This window comes from Micromonospora sp. NPDC002389, assembly GCF_040296095.1.
Classification (GTDB): Bacteria; Actinomycetota; Actinomycetes; order Mycobacteriales; family Micromonosporaceae; genus Micromonospora.
Window position 1 is genome coordinate 38,718 of record NZ_JBEOWP010000006.1, and the last position, 20,773, is coordinate 59,490.

Annotated in this window: 21 protein-coding genes and 1 pseudogene; 9 read left to right on the forward strand and 13 right to left on the reverse strand. The window is 70.8% G+C overall.

The features are described from left to right. Nucleotides 1-290: 290 nt before the first annotated feature. Nucleotides 291-1,268, forward strand: a complete 978-nt coding sequence (locus tag ABT008_RS13195) for a carbohydrate kinase family protein (protein WP_350696235.1) — start codon at nt 291-293, stop codon at nt 1,266-1,268. Between the two features lie 161 nt (nt 1,269-1,429). On the opposite strand, the gene ABT008_RS13200 is transcribed toward ABT008_RS13195, so the two are convergent. The 4 genes and pseudogenes from ABT008_RS13200 to ABT008_RS13215 form a co-directional block, all read right to left on the reverse strand. Further along, entirely contained in the window at nt 1,430-1,642 is a 213-nt protein-coding gene (locus ABT008_RS13200) for a DUF397 domain-containing protein (RefSeq protein ID WP_350696236.1), read from the reverse strand. A gap of 14 nt (nt 1,643-1,656) precedes the next feature. Then, nucleotides 1,657-2,537 (reverse strand): annotated as a pseudogene (locus ABT008_RS13205) (helix-turn-helix domain-containing protein). 309 nt (nt 2,538-2,846) lie between these two features. Beyond that, nucleotides 2,847-3,071, reverse strand: a complete 225-nt coding sequence (locus tag ABT008_RS13210) for a sulfurtransferase TusA family protein (RefSeq protein WP_350696237.1) — start codon at nt 3,069-3,071, stop codon at nt 2,847-2,849. Then, nucleotides 3,068-4,219 (reverse strand): cysteine desulfurase family protein, encoded by a 1,152-nt coding sequence (locus ABT008_RS13215; protein ID WP_350696239.1) that lies wholly within the window; start codon nt 4,217-4,219, stop codon nt 3,068-3,070. Before ABT008_RS13215 ends, ABT008_RS13210 begins: the two co-directional genes overlap by 4 nt. Before the next feature lie 195 nt (nt 4,220-4,414). Here ABT008_RS13215 and ctaC point away from each other — a divergent pair, with 195 nt between their 5' ends. Both ctaC and ABT008_RS13225 read left to right on the forward strand, forming a co-directional pair. Beyond that, nucleotides 4,415-5,386, forward strand: a complete 972-nt coding sequence (gene ctaC / locus ABT008_RS13220) for an aa3-type cytochrome oxidase subunit II (protein WP_350696240.1) — start codon at nt 4,415-4,417, stop codon at nt 5,384-5,386. 11 nt (nt 5,387-5,397) lie between these two features. Next, nucleotides 5,398-5,826, forward strand: coding sequence for a cytochrome c oxidase subunit 4 (locus ABT008_RS13225; RefSeq protein ID WP_350696242.1), 429 nt, complete (start codon nt 5,398-5,400; stop codon nt 5,824-5,826). Between the two features lie 936 nt (nt 5,827-6,762). Here the strand turns inward: ABT008_RS13225 and ABT008_RS13230 are convergent. From ABT008_RS13230 to ABT008_RS13245, 4 genes are all read right to left on the reverse strand, one after another. Then, nucleotides 6,763-6,966 (reverse strand): hypothetical protein, encoded by a 204-nt coding sequence (locus ABT008_RS13230; RefSeq protein WP_350696244.1) that lies wholly within the window; start codon nt 6,964-6,966, stop codon nt 6,763-6,765. 160 nt (nt 6,967-7,126) lie between these two features. Then, a complete protein-coding gene (trpD, locus tag ABT008_RS13235) occupies nt 7,127-8,170 on the reverse strand; it encodes an anthranilate phosphoribosyltransferase (protein ID WP_350696246.1) in 1,044 nt (347 codons plus the stop codon). Between the two features lie 88 nt (nt 8,171-8,258). After that, nucleotides 8,259-8,654, reverse strand: a complete 396-nt coding sequence (locus tag ABT008_RS13240) for a response regulator (protein WP_131055539.1) — start codon at nt 8,652-8,654, stop codon at nt 8,259-8,261. Between the two features lie 171 nt (nt 8,655-8,825). Next, entirely contained in the window at nt 8,826-9,839 is a 1,014-nt protein-coding gene (locus tag ABT008_RS13245) for a cytochrome c oxidase assembly protein (RefSeq protein WP_350696248.1), read from the reverse strand. A 108-nt stretch (nt 9,840-9,947) separates the two neighbouring features. On the opposite strand from ABT008_RS13245, the gene ctaE reads away from it, so the two are divergent. From ctaE to ABT008_RS13270, 5 genes are all read left to right on the forward strand, one after another. Further along, nucleotides 9,948-10,547 (forward strand): aa3-type cytochrome oxidase subunit III, encoded by a 600-nt coding sequence (gene ctaE / locus ABT008_RS13250; RefSeq protein WP_162854382.1) that lies wholly within the window; start codon nt 9,948-9,950, stop codon nt 10,545-10,547. Between the two features lie 72 nt (nt 10,548-10,619). Further along, the gene (qcrC, locus tag ABT008_RS13255) at nt 10,620-11,456 is read left to right on the forward strand and encodes a cytochrome bc1 complex diheme cytochrome c subunit (protein ID WP_350696250.1); all 837 of its coding nucleotides are present in this window, start codon (nt 10,620-10,622) and stop codon (nt 11,454-11,456) included. 8 nt (nt 11,457-11,464) lie between these two features. Beyond that, nucleotides 11,465-12,550 (forward strand): cytochrome bc1 complex Rieske iron-sulfur subunit, encoded by a 1,086-nt coding sequence (qcrA, locus tag ABT008_RS13260; RefSeq protein WP_350696772.1) that lies wholly within the window; start codon nt 11,465-11,467, stop codon nt 12,548-12,550. Beyond that, nucleotides 12,547-14,172, forward strand: a complete 1,626-nt coding sequence (qcrB, locus tag ABT008_RS13265; protein WP_350696252.1) for a cytochrome bc1 complex cytochrome b subunit — start codon at nt 12,547-12,549, stop codon at nt 14,170-14,172. The genes qcrA and qcrB overlap by 4 nt, the downstream gene beginning before the upstream one ends. A 167-nt stretch (nt 14,173-14,339) precedes the next feature. Next, the gene (locus tag ABT008_RS13270) at nt 14,340-15,026 is read left to right on the forward strand and encodes a DUF4142 domain-containing protein (RefSeq protein ID WP_350696254.1); all 687 of its coding nucleotides are present in this window, start codon (nt 14,340-14,342) and stop codon (nt 15,024-15,026) included. 285 nt (nt 15,027-15,311) lie between these two features. Here the strand turns inward: ABT008_RS13270 and ABT008_RS13275 are convergent, their stop codons facing one another. Both ABT008_RS13275 and ABT008_RS13280 read right to left on the reverse strand, forming a co-directional pair. Continuing rightward, nucleotides 15,312-15,599, reverse strand: coding sequence for an Lrp/AsnC family transcriptional regulator (locus tag ABT008_RS13275; protein WP_117228404.1), 288 nt, complete (start codon nt 15,597-15,599; stop codon nt 15,312-15,314). Nucleotides 15,600-15,959: 360 nt separating this feature from the next. Then, the gene (locus tag ABT008_RS13280; protein ID WP_350696256.1) at nt 15,960-16,799 is read right to left on the reverse strand and encodes an SDR family NAD(P)-dependent oxidoreductase; all 840 of its coding nucleotides are present in this window, start codon (nt 16,797-16,799) and stop codon (nt 15,960-15,962) included. Nucleotides 16,800-16,935: 136 nt separating this feature from the next. Between ABT008_RS13280 and ABT008_RS13285 the strand changes: the two genes are divergently transcribed. Then, a complete protein-coding gene (locus ABT008_RS13285) occupies nt 16,936-17,259 on the forward strand; it encodes a winged helix-turn-helix transcriptional regulator (protein WP_350696258.1) in 324 nt (107 codons plus the stop codon). A gap of 196 nt (nt 17,260-17,455) precedes the next feature. Here the strand turns inward: ABT008_RS13285 and ABT008_RS13290 are convergent, their stop codons facing one another. From ABT008_RS13290 to ABT008_RS13300, 3 genes are all read right to left on the reverse strand, one after another. Beyond that, nucleotides 17,456-18,286 carry a nucleotidyltransferase family protein gene (locus ABT008_RS13290; protein ID WP_350696774.1) on the reverse strand — a complete coding sequence of 277 codons (831 nt, stop codon included), beginning with the start codon at nt 18,284-18,286 and terminating at the stop codon, nt 17,456-17,458. A gap of 89 nt (nt 18,287-18,375) precedes the next feature. Continuing rightward, the gene (locus ABT008_RS13295; RefSeq protein ID WP_350696260.1) at nt 18,376-18,918 is read right to left on the reverse strand and encodes an NUDIX hydrolase; all 543 of its coding nucleotides are present in this window, start codon (nt 18,916-18,918) and stop codon (nt 18,376-18,378) included. A gap of 53 nt (nt 18,919-18,971) precedes the next feature. After that, a complete protein-coding gene (locus ABT008_RS13300; RefSeq protein ID WP_350696261.1) occupies nt 18,972-20,753 on the reverse strand; it encodes a RelA/SpoT family protein in 1,782 nt (593 codons plus the stop codon). Nucleotides 20,754-20,773 lie beyond the last annotated feature (20 nt).

Here is a 20,773-nt window from a genome sequence, read left to right on the forward strand (position 1 = left end):
TCGCGCGTCCCCACCCCCACCCACCCCCACCCGCGCTCCGCGCTCCCCCCGCCTGCCGGCGGTGATCAAGAGGTTTTGGTCACGTGAGGGTGGCCGGGAGGGCGAAAACTCCTTGATCAACCTTGCCGGCCGGGCGGTCGGACAGGGTGGTTGGTGGGTTGGTCGGGGGCGGGATGGTTTGGGGTGGTGGGTGGGTAAGTGGTCGGTGGGGGAGGTTGGGCGGGCTGGTCGCTCGGCGGGCGTGGTGCCGGTAGGCTGACCGCGCCCTGATCCCGACCCCGAGGGTTGCCATGAAGATCGCCGTGACCGGCTCGATCGCCACCGACCACCTGATGAGCTTCCCGGGCCGGTTCGCCGACCAGCTCATCGCCGACCAGCTGCACAAGGTCTCGCTCTCCTTCCTGGTGGACGATCTGGTGCTGCGCCGGGGCGGGGTGGCGGCGAACATCGCGTTCGGCATGGGACAGCTCGGCCTGCGTCCGGTGCTGCTCGGGGCCGTCGGCGCCGACTTCGCCGACTACCGCTCCTGGCTGGAGCGGCACGGGGTGGACTGCGACTCGGTGCACATCAGCGAGGTGGCGCACACCGCCCGCTTCGTCTGCACCACCGACACCGACATGTGCCAGATCGCCTCCTTCTATGCCGGCGCGATGAGCGAGGCGCGCAACATCGAGCTGCACCCCGTCGCGCAGCGGCTCGGCGGGCTGGACCTGGTCCTGGTCGGCGCCAACGACCCGGAGGCGATGCTGCGCCACTCCGCCGAGTGCCGCGAGCGCGGTTACCGGTTCGCCGCCGACCCGTCCCAGCAGCTCGCCCGGATGGAGGGCGAGGACGTGGTGTCGCTGATCGACGGCGCCGAGTACCTGATGACCAACGACTACGAGAAGTCGCTGCTGCAGAGCAAGGCCGGGCTGAGCGACGCGCAGTTGCTGGACCGGGTCCGGATCCGGGTCACCACGCTGGGCAAGCACGGCGTGGAGATCGCCGGGCGGGACTTCGCCCCGATCCACGTGCCGATCGCCCGCGAGGCCCAGGCCATCGACCCCACCGGCGTCGGCGACGGCTTCCGCGCCGGTTTCTTCACCGCGCTCTCCTGGGGCGTCGGGCTGGAGCGCGCCGCGCAGGTCGGCTCGCTGCTGGCCGCCCTGGTTCTGGAGACCGTCGGCACCCAGGAGTACCAGGTCCGCCGCGACCTGTTCGTCAAGCGCCTCGCCGAGTCGTACGGCGACGAGGCCGCCGACGAGGTCCGCCCGCACCTGCTGCCCTGACCACTGCACCATCGGTACGGCGTCCCGGCTCTCGATCCTGCGCGGTTCCGCTACGGCGGAGGGGATCGAGAGCCGACCGCTGTCGACACGAGGTCCGGCCTTCCTCCGGCCATCGATGACGCGATCGGGTCAGAGGTGAGAGTCGATGGTCGTCCTGTCGACTACCCGAGATCAGTCGGCCGACGATGCGTGGTGAGGTCGGTGACGAAGACCGACCATTGGCTGTGCGAGAAGACGAGCACCGGGCCGGAGCGATCCTTGCTGTCCCGTACCGCGATCGCATCGGGCAGGATCGCGCACTCGACGCAGTCGCCGTTGTTGGCGCTGCGGCTGCTGGTGAACCACCGGGCGGCGGAGAGGTCGGGGGTGGACACGGTGGCCTCCGGGGCTAGGCCGCGCCGGCCAACTCCCTGATCAATGCGCGCGACTCGGCGGGCGAGAGGGCGACCTGGCGCAGGTTGTCGGCCACCATTTTATAGGTCCGTACGCCGTCCGGGTCCTGCACGTACATCGCCCCGTCGAGGACCTCGGTGTAGGCGATCGGCCGGACGTGGGCGAAGTCCAGCAGGACGAACTTGCCCAACGGAGTTGCGGCATGCGGGCCGTCCTCGGGGCGCAGCACCTGCACCGTCACGTTCGGCAGCTCCGACATGGCCGCCAGGTGGGCGAGCTGGGCCCGCCGCGTCTCGTCCCCGTTGCCCGCAGCCGCAGCGCGGCCTCGCCGACGACCGCGTGCAGGGTCAGCGGATCGTCGTCGGTCAACCGCTGCGCCCGCGTCTGCCGGAACGACACGAAGCGCTCGGCGTGATCGGGACGGACGAAGCCGGTGCCGAGAGTCAGGGCCTGGGCGTAGCTCTCGGTCTGAAGCAGGCCGGGGATCACCATCGACTCGAAGACGAACGCGCCGTCGGCGAGACCTTCCAGGCCGACGTACGTCTTGAACCAGTCCGGCATCACGTTGGCCCACGGTGCCCACCAGGTCTTGGCGTCCGACCGGGTGGCGAGCGCGGTGAGTCGGTCGATCGCGGGCTGGTCCCCGCCGCAGGCGCTCAACACGGCCGCGATGTCGTCGGGGAACTGCTGGTAGCGCCCGGTCTCCATGTGGCCCAGCTTCGGCTTGCCGATGCCGGTGCGGTCGGCCAGCTCGGTGAGCCTCATCGCCGCCTCGCGCCGATATCGGCCCAGCTCCGCGCCGATCAACCACCGCAGCGCGGAGGGGTCATTAGCGAGTCGCCACCGCCACCGCTCGGCTCGCCCGAGGAGTTTCACCTGATGCTGGTCTAACTGGTCGACGAGTTCGCGCCACGACGGTTCGCGATCTGCGAGGAGTACGGCGACCGCACCGACGGCGGCATCTTCGCCTGGGGCCTGGCGTTCCCTGACGGCCGTGCCCTGGTCTGTGGCGAGGACCGTGCCTTCACCGGGCGCTTCCGGAGCCCGGACACCGCCGTACGCATCTTTTCGCGCACCGGTCGTCGGCTGCGACTGCTCTGGGTCGACGCGCCGTCGCGGTGTTAGGTCGCGTTGTTAGTAGGGGACCCCGGCTATGCACGAGGCGTTAATAAGGTGCCCTTCCTTTCACGTCGACCGGCGGACGTCGTAGCCGGAGCCGGGTGCGGCGCCCAGGAACTCCTGCTGGCGCATCCGGCACCAGGCCGGGATGTCCACCGCTGCCGCCGGGTCGTCGGCGAGCACCCGGATCACCGCGCCGACGGGCAGGGACGGCAGCCGGCGGGCCAGCGCGATCACCGGCAGCGGGCACCGCTGACCGAGACAGTCGAGCACCTCGTCGGGGGTCGTCACAGCCCCACCACCCCCGCCTCGGCCCGCAGGTCGGCCACGATCTGCGGCAACTCGGCGAGGAAGCGGTCCACGTCCGCCTCGGTGGTGCCCCGGTGCAGCGAGACCCGCACGTTGCCGTGGGACAGCACCCCCATCGCCTCCAGCACGTGCGACGGGCGCAACGTCGACGAGGTGCAGGAGGAGCCCGACGACACCGCGAAGCCCCGCCGGTCCAACGCGTGCAGCAGCGCCTCGCCGTCGACATAGAGGCAGGAGAAGGTGACCAGGTGCGGCAGCCGTCGCTCGGGGTCGCCGACCACCTCCACGTCCGGCACGTCGGCCGCCACCCGGGCCCGGATCCGGTCCACCAGCGGCGCCAGCCGGGCCGCCTCGGCGTCGGCGTCGGCCGCCACCGCGCGCAGGCTCGCCGCCGCCGCGACCACCGCCGGCAGATTGACCGTGCCGGGCGTACGCCCCGACTCGTGCTCGTCCGACGGCCACGGCGACTCCCAGCGGGTGCCCTTGCGGACCACAAGCAGCCCGACGCCCGGGGGACCGCCCCACTTGCGGGCGCTCGCGGTCAACACCGACCAGCCGGCTGGCACCGGTACCCGCCCCACGACCTGGGCGGCGTCGACGTGCAGCGGCACCCCCGCCTCGGCGCAGGCCGCCGCCGCGTCCTCGACCGGCTGCACGGTGCCCACCTCGTGGCTGGCGGCGATCAGCGCGGCCAGCGCCACCCCGGGCCCCGCCACCGCCGCCGACCAGGCGTCCAGGTCCAGCCGGCCGGACCGGTCGACCGGCACCTCGGTGGTGGTGCCGCCCCGCGCCACGTGCTGCTCGGCGGCGTGCAACACCGCCGAGTGCTCGATCGCCGAGTGCACCAGCCTTGCTCCGACACGCCGACGGCCGACCAGGCCACCCAGCACGGCCGCGTGCGCCGCGCTCGTACCGCTGGGGGTGAAGGAGAGCTCGTCGGGGCGTACGCCGAGGGTGTCCGCCGCCGCCTCGCGGGCGGCGTCGAGCAGCTGGCGGGCGCGGCGGGCCTGGGTGTAGAGCCGATCCGGGTCGGCCCAACCGTCGTCGAGGGCGACCAGCAGCGCCTGCCGGGCGACCGGATGCAGCGGCGCGGCGGTGGCCGCGTCCAGGTAGACCGGGGAAGGAATCACGTCTGCCCACGCTATCGCCTCGGTCCGCGCAAGATCCCCCGTCCAGGGCCGAGACTGACCCCAACCGGGTCGAGCCCGTCATGGTCGAGTAATCTGCGACCGTCGGTGACGCCTTTGCCGCTGGTGTGGTGGCTCCGCTCGGCGGAGCCGGCCGGACCGAGGAAGCACCGCGGCGCGCTAGGGAGGCAGGACCAGGTGGTCGCAAGGAGTTCGGAGGTACGGCCGACGGCCGTGCGGAGCAGCGCATCCCCAGGAGCCGTCGGGCGTCGGGGGCGTCGCGCCGGGCGTCTTGCCGGGCTCGGCTTCGGCGGGGCGGCGCTGCTGGTCCTGCTCACGGGCTGTGACGTCGGCGCGGCGTTCGGCGGCTTCGGCTGGCCCCAGGGCGGCATCACGCCGGAATCCCGGCGGATGTACGACCTGTGGATCGCCTCGTGCATCGCCGCGCTGGTGGTCGGCGTCTTCGTCTGGGGCCTGATCTTCTGGTGCGTGGTGCGTTACCGCAAGCGCGGCAACGAGCTGCCGGTGCAGACCCGATACAACCTGCCGATGGAGTTCCTCTACACCATCGCGCCGGTGCTGGTCGTGGCCGTGCTCTTCTACTACACCGCGGTCGTGCAGACCGACGTGGTGAAGACCACCAACAACCCCGACGTGACCGTCGAGGTGGTCGCCTTCAAGTGGAACTGGCAGTTCAACTACCGCGACGGCCAGGGTGTGGACGCCAACACCACCGCCTCCGTGCTGGGCACCAGCGAGGTCATCCCGATCCTGGTGCTGCCGAGCAACCGGTCCATCCGGTTCGAGGAGACCAGCCGCGACGTCATCCACTCCTTCTGGGTGCCGGAGATGCTGTTCAAGCGGGACGTGATGCCGGGCAGCATCCGCAACGTCTTCGAGGTCTCCTCGCTGGAGTCCGAGGGCGCGTACGTGGGCCGCTGCGCCGAGCTGTGCGGCAGCTACCACGCCTTCATGAACTTCGAGCTGCGGGTCGTCTCGCCGGAGAACTTCGACCGGTTCCTCGCGGCCAAGCAGGACGGGGCGTCGACCCAGGACGCGCTGACCGCGATCGGCGAGGAGCCGTACGCGATCACCACCAAGCCGTTCGAGACGCGCCGTACCCAGGACAACTTCAACCAGGCCAGCACCACGGCCGGCGCGGGAAACTGAGGTAACCCCGGATGAAGACCGAGTGGCGCATCTTCCTCATCATCGCCGCGTTCCTGCTGTTCGCCACCGCCCTCTATGGCGGCTGGACCTACGCCGACTCGGGCGGTCGGGTCGAGTGGATCGGCACCGTGGCCCTGCTGCTGTCGTTCCTGCTCTGCTCCATGTGCGGCGGCTTCTTCTGGTTCGTCTCCCGCCGGATCGACCTGCGTCCCGAGGACCGTCCCGACGGTGAGATCGCCGACGGCGCGGGCGAGATCGGCTTCTTCAGCCCGGGCAGCTACTGGCCGTTCGGGCTGGCCCTGGCCGCCGCCATCGCCGGCCTCGGCCTGGTGTTCTGGCAGCTCTGGCTGCTCGTCGCCGGCATGGTGGCAGTGGTCTTCGCCACCTGCGGCCTGCTGTTCGAGTACTACAGCGGCACCCGGCGCACCGCCGAGCACTGACCGGCGCACCGACCTGGTGAAAGCCCGCCTCCCTCAGGGAGGCGGGCTTTCCCGTGTCCGTGTCTCCGTGTCCGTGTCTCCGTGTCCGTCTCCGTGTCCGTGTGTGCGGTCGCCGCGGCGGATGAGGTGTGTCGCGTGCCTGCGGACGGGCAGATGCGGGCAGGTGTCGCGCTCCTGCGGACCCGGGAATGCGGGCAGGTGTCGCGTGCCTGCGGACCCGGGTGGGTATCGCGTGCTGCGGACCCCGGGTATGCGGGTAGGTGCCGCGTGCTGCGGGACCGGAGCGATGTGTACGTCGCGTGCTGCGGGCCGGGCCGGGGAGACGAGCAGGCGTCCCGTCCGCCGTCGCCGTGGCGGGTGAGGTGTTGTCGCGTACTGCTGGACCGGAGCGGCGAGGGTGAGGAGGACGCCCTTGTCTCCCTCGGGTCGAGCGGGACGTGGTAGTGGCGCGTGGTGCCGCACCCTCGGACGGCTTCGATCGCCGTCACCCTCATGATCCGCGCAACTTCTTGGATATTGCTGTCTCAGGTCGGGTCTGAGGCAGCAACATCCAAGAAGTTGCTGCCTCCCCGCCCGCCACGGCCGGTGAGCAGGGATACCTCGGGCACAGTGGTGCCACGGTGCGGACGGCTCCGGGCACGTGAGGTCGCCTCGCGGACCGCTGCGGCCGTCGACAGGGATTCCGCCGGGTAGGTCGGCGGAGACTCCGAGCCAGAGTGCGTGGCGTGGGCGGTGTGCCGGGCCAGAGTGCGTGGCGGGAATGGTGCGCCGGGCCAGAGTGCGTGCTGTCAACGCCGCCGCGGCCCTGGCTACCCAGGGCCCGCTGGACGGCGACCTGGCGCGTGGGTGGTGCGTCGGGCGAGGTGACGTGGGTGGTGCGTCAGGCGGCGTGGCGTGGGCGGGGGCCGGGCCAGAGAGTGCGGCGTGGATGGAGCGTCAGGCGGCGTGGCGTGGGTGCAGCGCCCGGCGGGCGGGCGGGGTGGCCCGCGAGAGCGAGGCGTAGGGGGCGACGAAGATCGCCGTGCCGCATCCGGTGCAGAGGAGCTCGGGGCAGTCCGGACCGTGGCCGTCGGGGCAGGGCGGCATCTCGAAGGCGCGGATGCCGTCGCAGGTCTCACAGTGCAGCTCACGTACCAACATGGGCCTCTCCTCCCGCGCGTGCCGTCCGGCGGTCGTGTGGGGAACTACTCGCCTGTAGTTTCCCACGGCCGTCCGACACAACCGCGAGCGACAACCGACCTCCGACGGGGGCGGGCCGACATGTCTGAGCGCCACCGCCACGACCTTCGACGGGCCGGGGTCAGGCGGTGGCGACCTCGATCCAGCGGTCGAGCGTACGGGAGGCGGAGCCGGAGTCGATCGACTCGGCAGCCCGGGCCAGGCCGGCGCGCAGGGCGTCGGTCAGGTCACCGTCCAGCGGGCCCTGGGTGGCCAGGGCCGCGGCGGCGTTGACCAGCACGGCGTCGCGTACCGGGCCGGGTTCGCCGGCGAGTAGCCGACGGGCCACGTCGGCGTTGTAGGCGGCGTCACCGCCGCGCAGGTCGCTGAGGGTGGACCGGGGTACCCCCAGGTCCGTGGCGTCCACCACGGTCTCCCTGACGGTGCCGTTCTGCGCGATCCAGAAGCGGGTGGGCGCGGCGGTGGTGAACTCGTCGAGGCCGTCCTCGCCGCGCATCACGATCACCGAGTCATGCCGGGCGGCGAAGACGGCGGCCATCACCGGTGCCATGGCCGAGTCGAAGCAGCCGACCGCGCCGGCGCGGGGACGGGCCGGGTTGGTGAGCGGGCCGAGGAAGTTGAAGGCGGTGGGTACGCCCAGCTCGCGACGGACCGGACCGGCGTGCCGCATGCCGGGGTGGAAGCGGGCGGCGAAGCAGAAGCCGATGCCGGCCTGCTCGACGCAGCGGGCCACCCCCTCGGGACCGAGATCCAGTGGGATGCCGAGGAACTCCAGCAGGTCGGCAGTGCCGCAGGAGGACGAGGCGGCCCGGTTGCCGTGCTTGACGACGCGTACCCCGGCCCCGGCGACCACCAGGGCGGTCATCGTGGAGATGTTCACGGTGTGCGCCAGGTCGCCACCGGTGCCGACCACGTCCAGCGCGGTGGCGCGTACCTCCTCGGGCAGCTCGACCGGGACGGCCTGGCCGAGCATCGCCTCCACCAGCCCGCTCACCTCGGCCGGTGTCTCGCCCTTGGCGCGCAGCGCCACGGCGAAGCCGGCGATCTGGGCCGGTGCCGCCGAGCCGGACATGATCTCGCCCATCGCCCAGGCGGTGTCGGCGGCGGAGAGTTCCTCGCCGCGCAGCAGCGCGGTGAGCAGGTGTGGCCAGGTCCGATCGCCCATGACGGGCCTCCCGAGCAGACGAGTGCGGGTGGGACGGGACCGGCGCCGGCTCGCCCGGCGCCGTGGCGGTGCCGGAGTCGGGCGTGCGTCAGGCGGGGGCGTGCGTCCGCAGGACCTCGGCCACCGTGGCAGCGGTGGTCACCGGGTCGAGCGGGTGGACCAGGGTGGCGTCGACCTCGGCGTACGCGGCCAGCCATCGGTCGGCGGCGCGGGCGATCACCACGCAGGTCGGCGGGGAGTTCTCGTAGTCGTCCTTGATCTGCCGGGCGATGCCGAGACCGCCACCGGGGCTGGCCTCACCGTCGAGCAGCATCAGGTCGATCTCGAAGTCGTCGACCACGCGGACGCACTCGGCGTAGGTGGACGCCTCGACGAACTCGACGCGCAGGTCGGACGCGGGGCGGGTGCCCACGGCGAGCCGCATCCTGTCCCGCACCTGCGGGTCGTCGCTGTAGAGCAGGACGGTGCACAGACGCTCACTCATGCCGACACTCCGCTTCGCTCCGTGCCGTCCGTTGGCACCACCGCACCGAGTCCGATGACTCGCTCGCGCTCGCTCATGGTCAGACTTGCTCCCACCTCGTAGCTGCGCCGCCGATCGTACCGGTCGTGCCGACGCCCGGGACACGCCGCCCCGCGCGCCCCGCCGACCGGCTCAGGTGGCCGAGCCGGTGGCGGTCTCCGCAGCGCGTTGCCGGGCCTCCTGGCGGTCCAGCTCGCGGTCGACCCGGCGGGCCTCCCGCTCGGCCGCGCGCATCCACTGCACCACCAGGACGCCGAGCATCGTCACGCTGACGAACTCGCCGCCGGCCCAGAGGATGCCGCCGGCGAGGACCTGGTCGTCCCACGGGTCGGCCCAGGTCAGCCCGAGCGAGGGGTACCAGTCGCCGCCGAACAGGGTGCTGCTCTGCATGACGGTCAGACCGAGCACGGTGTGGAACGGCACCGACAGCAGCATCAGCAGGGCCCGGCCCGGGTACGGCCAGCGTCCGGGCAGTGGGTCCAGGCCGACCAGCGGCCAGAAGAACAGGCAGCCGGTCATGATGAAGTGCGCGTGCACCACCTCGTGCGCCCAGACGTTCTCCAACGTGTAGCGGTACAGGTCGGTGAAGTACAGCGCGAACGGGTTCACCACGAAGATGGCGAACGCCACCAGCGGGAACGTCCAGATCCGCACGACCCTGCTGTGCAGCACCGCCAGCAGTCGCTTGCGCGGGCGGGTCGGCAGCGTACGCAGGGCCAGCGTCACCGGCGCACCAAGCGCCAGGAAGATCGGCGCGATCATGGAGAGCACCATGTGCTGGACCATGTGCACCGACAGCAGCGTGGTGTCGTACGCGTGCAGCCCGCTGACCGTGACCGAGGCGATGCCGCCCAGGCCGGGCCCGAGGAAGAAGACCGTCCGGGCGATCGGCCAGCGGTCCCCGCGCAGCCGCAGCCGGTGCACTCCGTAGAGGTAGAGGGCGGCGGCGACCACCAGGACGACGGCGAGCCAGTTGTCCAGCTTGGCCTCGGTGACCACGGCGGTGATCTGGAAGGGCGGCGGGCCGGCGTCGGCCGCGAGCCACCCGGCACCGCCGGTCACCGGGGCCGTCGCCGGGCTGATCGCGCCCGCCGTCAGCGACGGCGAGGCCGTCACGGCCAGCGTGATCGGGTCGGTTTCCAGCACGCCAATCAGCCTAGGTCAGGCGAACCGGACGGTACCGATCGGGCCACTCGGACCACGGGTTTCACCCCCCGCTGATCGCCGGCCGTGGTCAACGGCAATAATGACCGCGTGACTGCGGCCCCAGCCATTGACAAGAGCCGGATCCACTCTCTGACGCGGCCCAACATGGTCAGCGTCGGGACGATCGTCTGGCTCTCCAGCGAGCTCATGTTCTTCGCGGCGCTCTTCGCCATGTACTTCTCCATCCGCGCGGCGGCGCCGGAGCAGTGGGCGATGCACACCGAGGTCTTGAACATCCCGTACGCGACGACCTTCACGACGATCCTGGTGTTGTCCTCGGTGACCTGCCAGATCGGCGTGTTCGCCGCCGAGCGGGGTGACGTGCACGCGCTGCGGCGCTGGTTCACGATCACCTTCGTGATGGGCCTGATCTTCCTGCTCGGTCAGCTCAACGAGTACCGCGAGCTGGTCCACCACGGCATCAAGATCAACGCGGACGGTTACGGGTCGATGTTCTACCTGACCACCGGCTTCCACGGCCTGCACGTGGCCGGAGGCCTGGTCGCCTTCGTGATCTTTATGATCCGCACCACCATGGGCCGGTTCACGCCGGCCCAGGCCACCTCGGCGATCGTCGTGTCGTACTACTGGCACTTCGTCGACGTGGTCTGGATCGGGCTCTACGCCATGATCTACTGGCTTCAGTGATCTTGGCGCGTCTCGCGCCGTGCCGCTGCTTCACCCCCGCAGACAAGGTCCAACCGGTTAAGGACACAGGTCATGACTTCTGACAACGACCGCCGACGCGGCCTGCTCGCGCGGCTGCGCGGGCGGCCCGCGGCGCCCAGCAGGGGCCGCCGCCGGCTGGGTGCCGCGGTCCGGCTGGTCGCCGCGCTGATGCTGGCCGGCGGTGCCTACACCGTCCTCGCCCCGAGCGCGTCGGCGCAGGAAAACCCGCCGCTGAGCAGCGCCGCCGCAGACGGCAAGGCGCTGTTCGACGTGAGCTGTGTGACCTGTCACGGTCGCAACGCGCAGGGGGTCGAGGGGCGCGGGCCGAGCCTCATCGGCGTCGGCGCGGCGTCGGTCGAGTTCCAGGTCGGCTCGGGCCGGATGCCGATGGCCCGGCAGGAGGCCCAGGCGGCGCGCAAGCCCGTCGTGTTCAGCCCGGACGAGATCGACCAGCTCGCCGCGTACGTCCAGGAGCTCGGCGGCGGCCCGGTCGTGCCGGCCGGCGACAACCTGCACGAGGACGGGAACGTCGCGATCGGCGGCGAGCTGTACCGGATCAACTGCTCGCAGTGCCACGCCTTCAGCGGCGGTGGCGGCGCACTCTCCTCCGGCAAGTACGCGCCGAGCCTCGCGCCGGCCACCGACCGGCAGATCTACGCCGCGATGCTCAGTGGCCCGCAGAACATGCCGGTCTTCGGTGACAACCAGATCACGCCGGAGCAGAAGGCCGACATCATCGCCTACATCCAGCAGACGCTGAAGTCGGACGGCGACCCGGGCGGGTTCAACCTGGGCCGGTACGGACCCTCCACCGAGGGTGTGGCGATCTTCCTGATCGGCATCGTCGCGCTCGTCTTCGCCAGCCTGTGGATTGCGGGCAAGTCGTGACCGAGCGAATGAGCACCCACACCGAGCAGCCGGCCCACCCGGGCCACGAGACGGTGGACGTGAACGACCCGGCGCTGAGCCGGTTCGACATCGTCCGCGAGGGCGCCCGTCGGGACGACATCGAGATCGTCCACTACGAGGAGCAGGTGGCCCCGGGCAGCAAGGCCGAGCGCCGGCTGGTCCGTACGGTGGCGGCGATGTTCCTGGTCACCGGCCTGGCCGCGACGGCCTTCCTGGCGGTCTACATCTGGTGGCCCTGGGAGTACCAGCCGGGCCGTGGCGGGGACAAGTACTTCACCCCGCTGCTCGGCACGACCCTCGGCATCGCCCTGCTGGGCATCGGCTTCGGCATCCTGACCTGGGGCAAGAAGCTGCTGCCCAAGGAGGTGTCGATCCAGGACCGGCACGAGGGCGTGGTGGCCAGCGAGGACCGGACGATCACCGGGCAGACCATGCTCTACATGGCCGACGAGCTCGGCGTGAAGCGCCGCCCGCTGCTCGGCATGTCCCTGCTGGCCGGTCTGGTGCCGGTCGGTGCGGTCGCCGCGGCGCCGCTGGTCGGTGGCCTGATCTCCGACCCGCACGCGAACGACCAGATGATGACCACCGGCTTCGCCCCGCAGGACGGCCAGAAGATCCGGCTGGTCCGCGAGGACGGTCGGCCGATCCGCCCCGCCGACATCAGCGCCGGTGGCCAGATCACCGTCTTCCCGGGCATCGAGCACGGGGTCAGCAACCGGTACGCCGACTCGCCGACCCTGCTGATCCACCTGCGGGACGCCGACGCCGAGACTTCGCGCCGCAACAACGAGCGCGAGGGTCACGGCGACTACATGTGGGGCAACTACGCCGCCTACTCGAAGATCTGCACGCACGCCGGCTGCCCGGCGAGCCTCTACGAGCAGCAGACCAACCGTTTGCTCTGCCCGTGCCACCAGTCGCAGTTCCTGATCACCGACAACGCCAAGCCCATCTTCGGTCCGGCCAGCCGGCGGCTGCCGCAGCTGCCGATCGAGGTGGACTCCGAGGGCTACTTCGTGGCGACGTCCGACTACACCGAACCCGTCGGGCCCGACTTCTGGGAGCGGCCGTGAAGCGGCGCAAGTTTGACGTAGCAGCGGTTCCGGGCAACACCGCCCGGGCGGTCGACGACCGCTTCCAGGTGGCCACCCCCCTGCGCAAGCTGCTCAACAAGGTCTTCCCCGACCACTGGTCGTTCCTGCTGGGCGAGATCGCGCTGTTCTCGTTCATCGTGCTGCTGCTGACCGGTGTCTTCCTGACCTTCTTCTTCGAGCCGACGATGACCGAGGTCATCTACAACGGCAGCTACGCCCCGCTGCGGGGTACGCCGATGTCGGCCGCGTACGCCTCGACGCTGGACATCTCGTTCGACGTCCGGGGCGGCCTGATCATGCGGCAGATGCACCACTGGGCCGCGCTGCTGTTCATGGCGGCGATCGTGGTGCACATGCTCCGGATCTTCTTCACCGGTGCGTTCCGCAAGCCGCGTGAGACCAACTGGATCATCGGTTCGCTGCTGTTCTGGGTGGGCTTCCTGGCCGGCTTCACCGGTTACTCGCTGCCGGACGACGGCCTCTCCGGCACCGGTCTGCGGATCGCCTCGGCGATCATGCTGTCCATCCCGGTGATCGGCACCTGGGTGACCGCTGCGGTCTTCGACGGCGAGTTCCCCGGCACGATCATCATCAGCCGGTTCTTCATCGCCCACGTGCTGCTCATCCCGGGTCTGCTGGTCGCGCTGATCAGCGTCCACCTGGGCCTGGTCTTCAAGCAGAAGCACACCCAGTGGCCGGGTCCGGGCCGGACGAACAACAACGTCGTGGGCGAGCGGATGTTCCCCCGGTACGCGATCAAGCAGGGCGGCTTCTTCATGGTCGTCTTCGGCGTGATCGCGCTGATGGGCGGTCTGATCCAGATCAACCCGCTCTGGCTGTTCGGCCCGTACGAGGCGTGGGTGGTCTCGGCGGCCAGCCAGCCCGACTGGTACGTGATGTTCCTGGACGGCTCGACGCGGTTGATGCCGGACTGGGAGATCAACATACCCATCGGCGACGGTTACGTGATTCCGCCGCTGTTCTGGCCGACGGTGGTGCTACCGGGCATCCTGGTCGGGCTCTCCACGCTCTATCCGTTCATGGAGGCCCGCTACCTGAAGGACTACCGGAGCCACAACCTGCTCCAGCGTCCCCGCGACGTGCCGTTCCGCACCGGCCTGGGTGCCATGGCCATCACGTTCTACGTGATCCTGACGCTCTCCGGCGCGAACGACGTCATCGCCGACAAGTTCCACATCAGCCTGAACGCGATGACCTGGGGCGGCCGGATCGGTCTGCTGCTCCTGCCGCCGCTGGCGTACTACGTGACCTACCGGATCTGCCTCGGTCTGCAGCAGCACGACCGGGAGGTGCTGGCTCACGGCGTGGAGACCGGCATCATCCGGCGCCTGCCGGACGGTCGGTTCGTCGAGGTGCACCAGCCGCTGACCACGCCGGACGAGCACGGACACACCGAGCTGGAGTACGCGGGCTGGGTGGTGCCGAAGAAGATGAACCGGCTCGGTGCCCTCGGCCCGGCGATCCGGGGCTTCTTCTACCCGATCGAGAAGCCGGCCGAGGCGCCGGTGTCGCCGGGTCACCCGCCCGTCGAGCCGCGCGCCGAGCGCGAGGAGATCGGCAGCGGGGAGTCCCGCCGCTGAGGTCCGTCACCACGTGACGTGGCGCCCGCCGGAGTCCTCCGGCGGGCGCCACGCCCGTTCTGGGCCTTCCGGACCGTCGCCGGGGCTTCCCGCCCGTCGTCGGATCGCAGGAATAACCCCGGCCAGCCGGGTATCCGTGCGGTCCAACGTCTCAACGGGGAGGAAGCATGTTGGGTATCAAACGCCTCGGCCTGCTGGCCGCACTGGTGCTGGTGGGTGTCGCGCCCGCTGCGGCAGCGCAGGCGGCGGCGCAGCCTTCGGAACAGGACACGCAGTACCTGCAGGCGGTGCATCAGGTCAACCTGTACGAGATCGCCGCTGGTGAGCTGGCCCAGCAGAAGGGTCAGAACCAGCAGGTCAAGGACCTGGCGCAGCAGTTCGTCACGGACCACACCGAGCTGGACCAGTCGGTGAAGGACGTGGCCGGGCAGCTCAACGTCCAGTTGCCGAACGAGCCCACCCCTGATCAGCGGACGGCTCTCGACCAGCTGAACAACGCCAGTGGTGAGGAGTTCGACCGGCTCTGGGTGACCCAGGGTCTGGCCGGCCACCTGCAGGCCATCCAGGCGACCCAGACGGAGATCTCGCAGGGCACCGAGCCGCAGGTGGTCCAGCTCGCGCAGACCGCGCTGCCGGTGCTGCAGGCGCACTACGACGCCCTGGTGACGCTGGCCGAGGAACTGGGCATCCCGGTCCCGGAGACCAGCGCCAGCGGTACGCCTGGCCCGGGTGGCACGGTGCCGGCCCCGGGTGGCACCACCCCGGCTCCGGGCGTCACCGAGGAGACCCCGGGTGGCACCACCGAGTCGCCGGTGCCGGGTGGCACCGAGGTCCCGGTGCCGCAGCAGAGCTGATCCGGCGGTGAACGCGGCGAGTCGGTCCGTCCTACGGGATGGACCGGCTCGCCCCGTCGTGGCAGGAAGCGGACCGCGTCCTCGGCACCGGGCGCCGGTGCGCCCTCGCCCCACCGAGCCCTGGTCGAAGTCCCGGGGCGACCGGCCGTCGCCTCGACTTCGCTTCGACTTCGCCTCGACTGAGGACTCCAGCTAGTTCCCTGTGCCGCGAAGGACCTCGGTCTCCCAGCGCGAAGGGGCCGTGAAGCACCTCGGTGCCGGGGCCGGGACCGGCGTGGTGGCGCCTCAGTCGGTGGCGCCCAGGCCGATCGCGAACGCCTCCTCCAGATCGTGCCGGGAGTACGCGCGGAACGCGATGTGCGACTCGGTGTTGAGCACCCCGGGCACCTTGGAGATGCTGCCGGCGATGATCTGCGCGATCTCCTCGAACTCGCGGACCCGGACCATGGCGATCAGGTCGACGTGCCCGGCCACCGAGTAGACCTCGCTGACCCCGGGCAGGTCGGCCAGCGCTTCGGCCACCTCGGGGATCGAGTCGGTGGCGCAGTCGATCAGGACGATCGCGGTGATCACGGCAGGTCTCTCCGTTCGTCGGCGTCGCTGCCCATGCTATGGCCTGCCCACCGGACCCGCGCCCGAGTGCTGGACCCGCCCCCGGAGTGCCGGAGCCTCGCCGGGTGTCGGCGTCTAGGCCCGAGTGCACAGGTAGGTACGCCGGAGCGTACAGAGATCGACGCACCAGAAGGAGTCAACGACGTCTGTCGAGCAGGCCTCCATGTCGCACGGCAGGCCACCTCGCTGACTACACTCCGTTACTGCCAGGATCAGCCGCGCTCGCACCGGATCGCGGCAGAAGCGGACGTTCACCGAAGGCGGTATCGGCGGTGAGCGTTGTGGGAGCGGCGACCCACCTCCAGTCTCGTTCGGTCGTGCCTACGCCTCGATGCTCTTGATGATCAAGTCACGTAGTGTGTTGGCCAGTCGGCGGGCGGCGTTCAGGTCGAAGGCCGGGCCGGTGACCTCGATCGTGCGGCGTACCTGGAAGGCGGACAGTGCGGAGTCGGGCGGTGTGTCGATCCGGTCGGCGATCGGCTCGATCGCCTTGTCGACCGGTGTGGCGAACAGCTTTGCCATGATGCTTATCGCGGTGCGGGTCGGTTGCCTGAATGGTTCGGCGAGTCCGGTGTTCACGAACAAGGGGTTGTGCAGGACGTACCGGATGGGGCTGTCGGGATGCTCGTCGGTGAAGGCGACGCCGAGCAGGTCGTTGGCGCGGGCGCCCTGCATGGTGGCAGCGAAGGCCCGGTAGCGTCTGCGGAGTTGGAGGTCGTCCCAGTGCAACCGGCCGGCTCCGCTGCCGGTGCCGCACAGGTTGACGATGACTGGGTGTGGCGCTCGTTCCAGTGCGGTGCGTAGTTCCTCGGCGAGCAGGTACCGGCTGAGCACGTAAAGCGCGAAGGTGCGCTCGATTCCCTCGGCGGTTTCCTGACGCTTGGTCTGATAGCGGAAGGCACCGAACACGACCGCGTCGATAACCGGGTACTCCTTGCGTAGCCGTTCAGCGAGCCGGAAAGTCATGGTCGGCGAACTGAGGTCGGCGGGCAGGAACGAGCATCGGTCGCCGGCGCTGAGCCGATCGGCTTCGGTGAGTAGCGTCTCACCCTTGATGTGGTTCGTTCCGATGGCGATGACTCGGTCGCCTCGGCCGAGATAGTGCAAACTCAGTGCCTTGCCGATGCCCTGGGTTCCGCCGGTGATGACCAATGTGCGCACAGGTCGTCCCTTTCCACTCGCCAGTACGCTCGATCTTCGGCTGACAGTGCAGACGGCGAAAGAGGGAACATCGATGTCTCCACTCCTCCCGGTGCCGGTTTCGGCGGCGGACCGATCCTCGTGTGCGGCAGCGGACGTGCTGAGGCGCACCGGCGACAAGTGGAGCGTGCTGCTGATGGCGGTGCTCGCGCAACGACCCTACGGGTTCAACGAGCTCGATCGGGCCGTGGACGGGTTGAGTCGGCGGATCCTCATCCGCACGTTGCGGGCGCTGGTGCGCGACGGGCTGGTGGACCGGACTCCGAATTCCGGCCCTGCCGCGCGTGTCGACTACGCTCTCAGCGACCTGGGACGATCGTTGTTGCCACTCATCATCGAGGTCGGCCGCTGGGCGGAAACTCACGAGCAGGACATCCGCAACGCACGCGCCCGTTACGACGCCGACGGCGAAGTCTGCTGATGTTGGCATCCGCATCTCGGCAGATCCGCATGTCGAGGGAACGGCTGGGCTCAGCAACACCCGTCACGCGACGTCACCGACTTGGATCGCCGCCAGGTCGAGGGGCCAAGTCGCCGGACGCAGGCCAAGCTCGGCGCGGTGTGCACTTGCAGCCGTACCTACCTCTGCACTCGGACCTGTACGCCGACACCGGGTGTCAGGCCGCCGGGACGGTGAGGCCGGTGGCGGTGCGGATCACCTCGTGCAGCCGTTCGCCGGTCTCGACGGTGGCACCCGGCCAGACGACGCTGCGGGTCACCTCACCGGCCACGGTGGCGCCCGCGCCGACCACGCTGCGGTGGTAGCCGCCGGTGACGGTGGCGGTCGGGTCGACCAGGCTGCCGTCGCCCGCCGCGTGCAGGTTGGCGGCGAGGTAGTCGGCCGGGGTGCCGGTGTCGACGAAGGTCCCCCGGTAGGGGACCACGGTCAGCCGGCCGTCGGCCTCGGCCGGTCGCCAGAGGGCCCGGACCAGGTCGCCGAAGACCGGCGGCAGGTCGCGGACCAGCCGCCACGGGAGCAGCGAGAAGCCGGTGAAGACGTGACCGTCGAAGGTGCCCGGCGCGGTGGGGTCCGGCGCGGGTTGGCCGAGCAGGCGTACGGAGTCGCCGTCCCAGTCCCGCAGCAGCGCGGCGATGTCCGGCCCGGGTGGTGCGGCCGGGTCGGCCAGGTACGCGTCGGCGTTGCCGACCAGGACGCCCCGGCCGGCGATCCAGTCCCGCAGCGTGCCCACCCCACCGGCGGTGCCGAGCGGACCGTCCGGTTCGACGGAGAGGTGTGCCCGCGTACCGACCCGCTCGACGACCTGCTCGCCGAGGTAGCTGGCGTTGACGGCGACCGTCTCCGGCCCGGTCAGGCCGAGCCCGGCGAGTCGGGCCAGGGCCCGGTCCAGCAGCGGCACGTTGCCCACCGGGCAGAGCGCCTTGGGCACCTGCTCGGTCAGCGGGCGCAGCCGGGTGCCCTCCCCGGCGGCGAGCACCACCGCGCAGATCCCGCCGGCCGGCGCGTCGGTGCGACCAGCGTCCGGGCCGGCACTCAGGCCGGCGCCCGAGCCGGTGTCTGGGCCGGCGTTCGGGCCGCTCACGGTGCCGTGTCGGGCAGCGGCGGCGGGAACCGGTCGGTCAGCGGACCGATGCCGTAGTAGGCGAGTAGCCGGGCGGTGGGCCAGGTCAGCTTCGGCAGGTCGCCCAGCGGGTGCCAGGCGGCCTCGAAGACCTCCGCCCCGTCCACCGTCAACTCGGTGGTCGACGCCGGCACCTCGGCGGTGAAGACCATGTCGACCCAGCCCTTGGCGTGCACGATCGCGTTCGGGGTGGCCGGGGTCAGCCGGGCCGGGGCGAGCCGGACGCCGGTCTCCTCGTGCAGTTCGCGGGCTGCGCCGACCGCCGGGTTCTCGCCGCGTTGCAGCAGCCCGGCGGGAAGCGTCCACCCGCGACCCGGCGGCTGGCGCAGCAGCAGCAGCCGACCGGCACCCTCGGCCTCGCTGTCGCGCAGCAGTGTGACGGCGCCGACGATGTACTTGGGTACCGCCATCCGGACCAGTTGACGACGTACCGGCAGTGGCAGCCGGTAGAAGACCTGGTACGCGACGGCGCGTGCGGCGCGGCGCGAGCGGGGGATCATGGTTCCAGGCTAGTGGCCGTACGCCGGGCGCGCGCCGCGGGACGGCGGGCCGGTCACTGCCGGTGGTCGACCAGGTCGATGAGCTGGCGCACCACGGTGTCCGGCTCGATCACCCGATCGAAGACCGCGACCAGCAGGGTCTCCAGGTCCGGGTAGCCGAGTTCCTCGGAGAGCCGCAGCAGCGGCAGGTCGCTGGCCAGGCCCCGGTTGTGCTGGCGCAGGGCCAGCCCGATGGTGGCCCGGCCGAGGCGCACCTTGTCGCTGATCGAGATGCCGGGCTCGCTGTGGTCGGCGAACCACCGGTTGATCTGCATCTGCGCGTGCGGCGACTTGACGAAGCCGAGCCACTCCCGGCGGGGGCCACGCGGGGCGACCTCGGCGTCCAGGCCGCTCTCCGAATCGGTCTCGGTGAAGATCTCGACCACGTCGCCCTCCTCCAACTCGGAGGAGAGTGGCACCAGCCGGCCGTTGATCCGGGCGGCCAGGCACCGGTCACCCCGGTCGGTGCCGAGCTCGTACGCCAGGTCGACCGGGGTGGCCCCGGCGGGCAGCACGATCTGCCGGCCGTCGGCGACCACCTGGATCTGCGCCTCGGACAGGTCGCAGCGCAGCGACTGGAGGAACTGCGCCGGGTCGGCGGCGTCCTGCTCCCAGTCGAGCACCCGGCGCAGCCAGTCGAGCTGCTCGGCGCGGGCGGTGCCCGAGCGCGGGAAGCGGAAGTCGGCGACCACGCCGTACTCGGCGGAGCGGTGCATCTCCTCGGTGCGGATCAGCACCTCGACCGTGCGGTTCTTGGGGCCGCAGACGGTGGTGTGCAGCGAGCGGTAGAGGTTGTTCTTCGGCGAGGCGATGAAGTCCTTGAACCGGCCCGGCACCGGCCGCCACAGCCCGTGGATCGCGCCGAGGGCGGCGTAACAGTCGGTGGGCGGGCCTTCCACCACGACGGTGATCCGGGGCAGGTCGTACGGGACGGTGTGCCCGCCGGCGACGGTGTCCTTCCAGATCGAGTAGAGGTGGCGGGGTCGAGGGGCCACCGTGGCGTCCACCCGGCCCCGGCGCAACGCCACCCGGGACTGGGTCACCACCTCGGCGAGGTAGCCGTCCCATCCGGGGCGGTCGTGCACGTGCCGGGCGATGCGGGAGTGCTCGTCCGGCTCCAGGTGCAGCAGCACCACGTCGTCCAGCTCCCGCTTCAGGGTCTGGATGCCGAGCCGGTCGCAGAGGGGCACCAGCACCTCCTGCGTCTTGCGGGCGATCCGCTCCCGTGAGGCCGCCGAGCGCACGCCCAGCGTACGCATGTTGTGCAGGCGGTCGGCGAGCTTGATGACCAGCACCCGGACGTCCTTGCCGGCCGCGATGATCATTTTGCGGATGGTCTCCGCCTCGGCGGCCTTGCCGTAGAACGCCTTGTCGAACTTGGTCACGCCGTCGACCAGGTGCGCCACCTCGTGGCCGAAGTCCTCGGCCAGCGCCTGCAACGTGTAGCGGGTGTCCTCCACCGTGTCGTGCAGCAGCGCCGCGACCAGGGTGGTGGTGTCCATGCCGAGGTCGGCACAGATCTCGGCGACCGCGAGCGGGTGCGTGATGAACGGCTCACCGCTCTTGCGGAACTGCCCCCGGTGCATGTTCTCGGCGATGGTGTACGCCCGGCGTAACACCGCCGGGTCGGTGCCGGTGTGGATGGCCCGGTGGGTGCGGACCAGATGGCCGACCGGTTCGGTCTCGGCGGTGGGCCAGGTCAGCAGGGAGCGGAGCCTGCGGGCCAGGGGCAGCTCGCCCGGCTGTGTCGGGAGCGCACCGCCCAGGGCGCCGCCATGTCCGGCGTCGACGTCCACCTGGGACACCCCCTCACGCC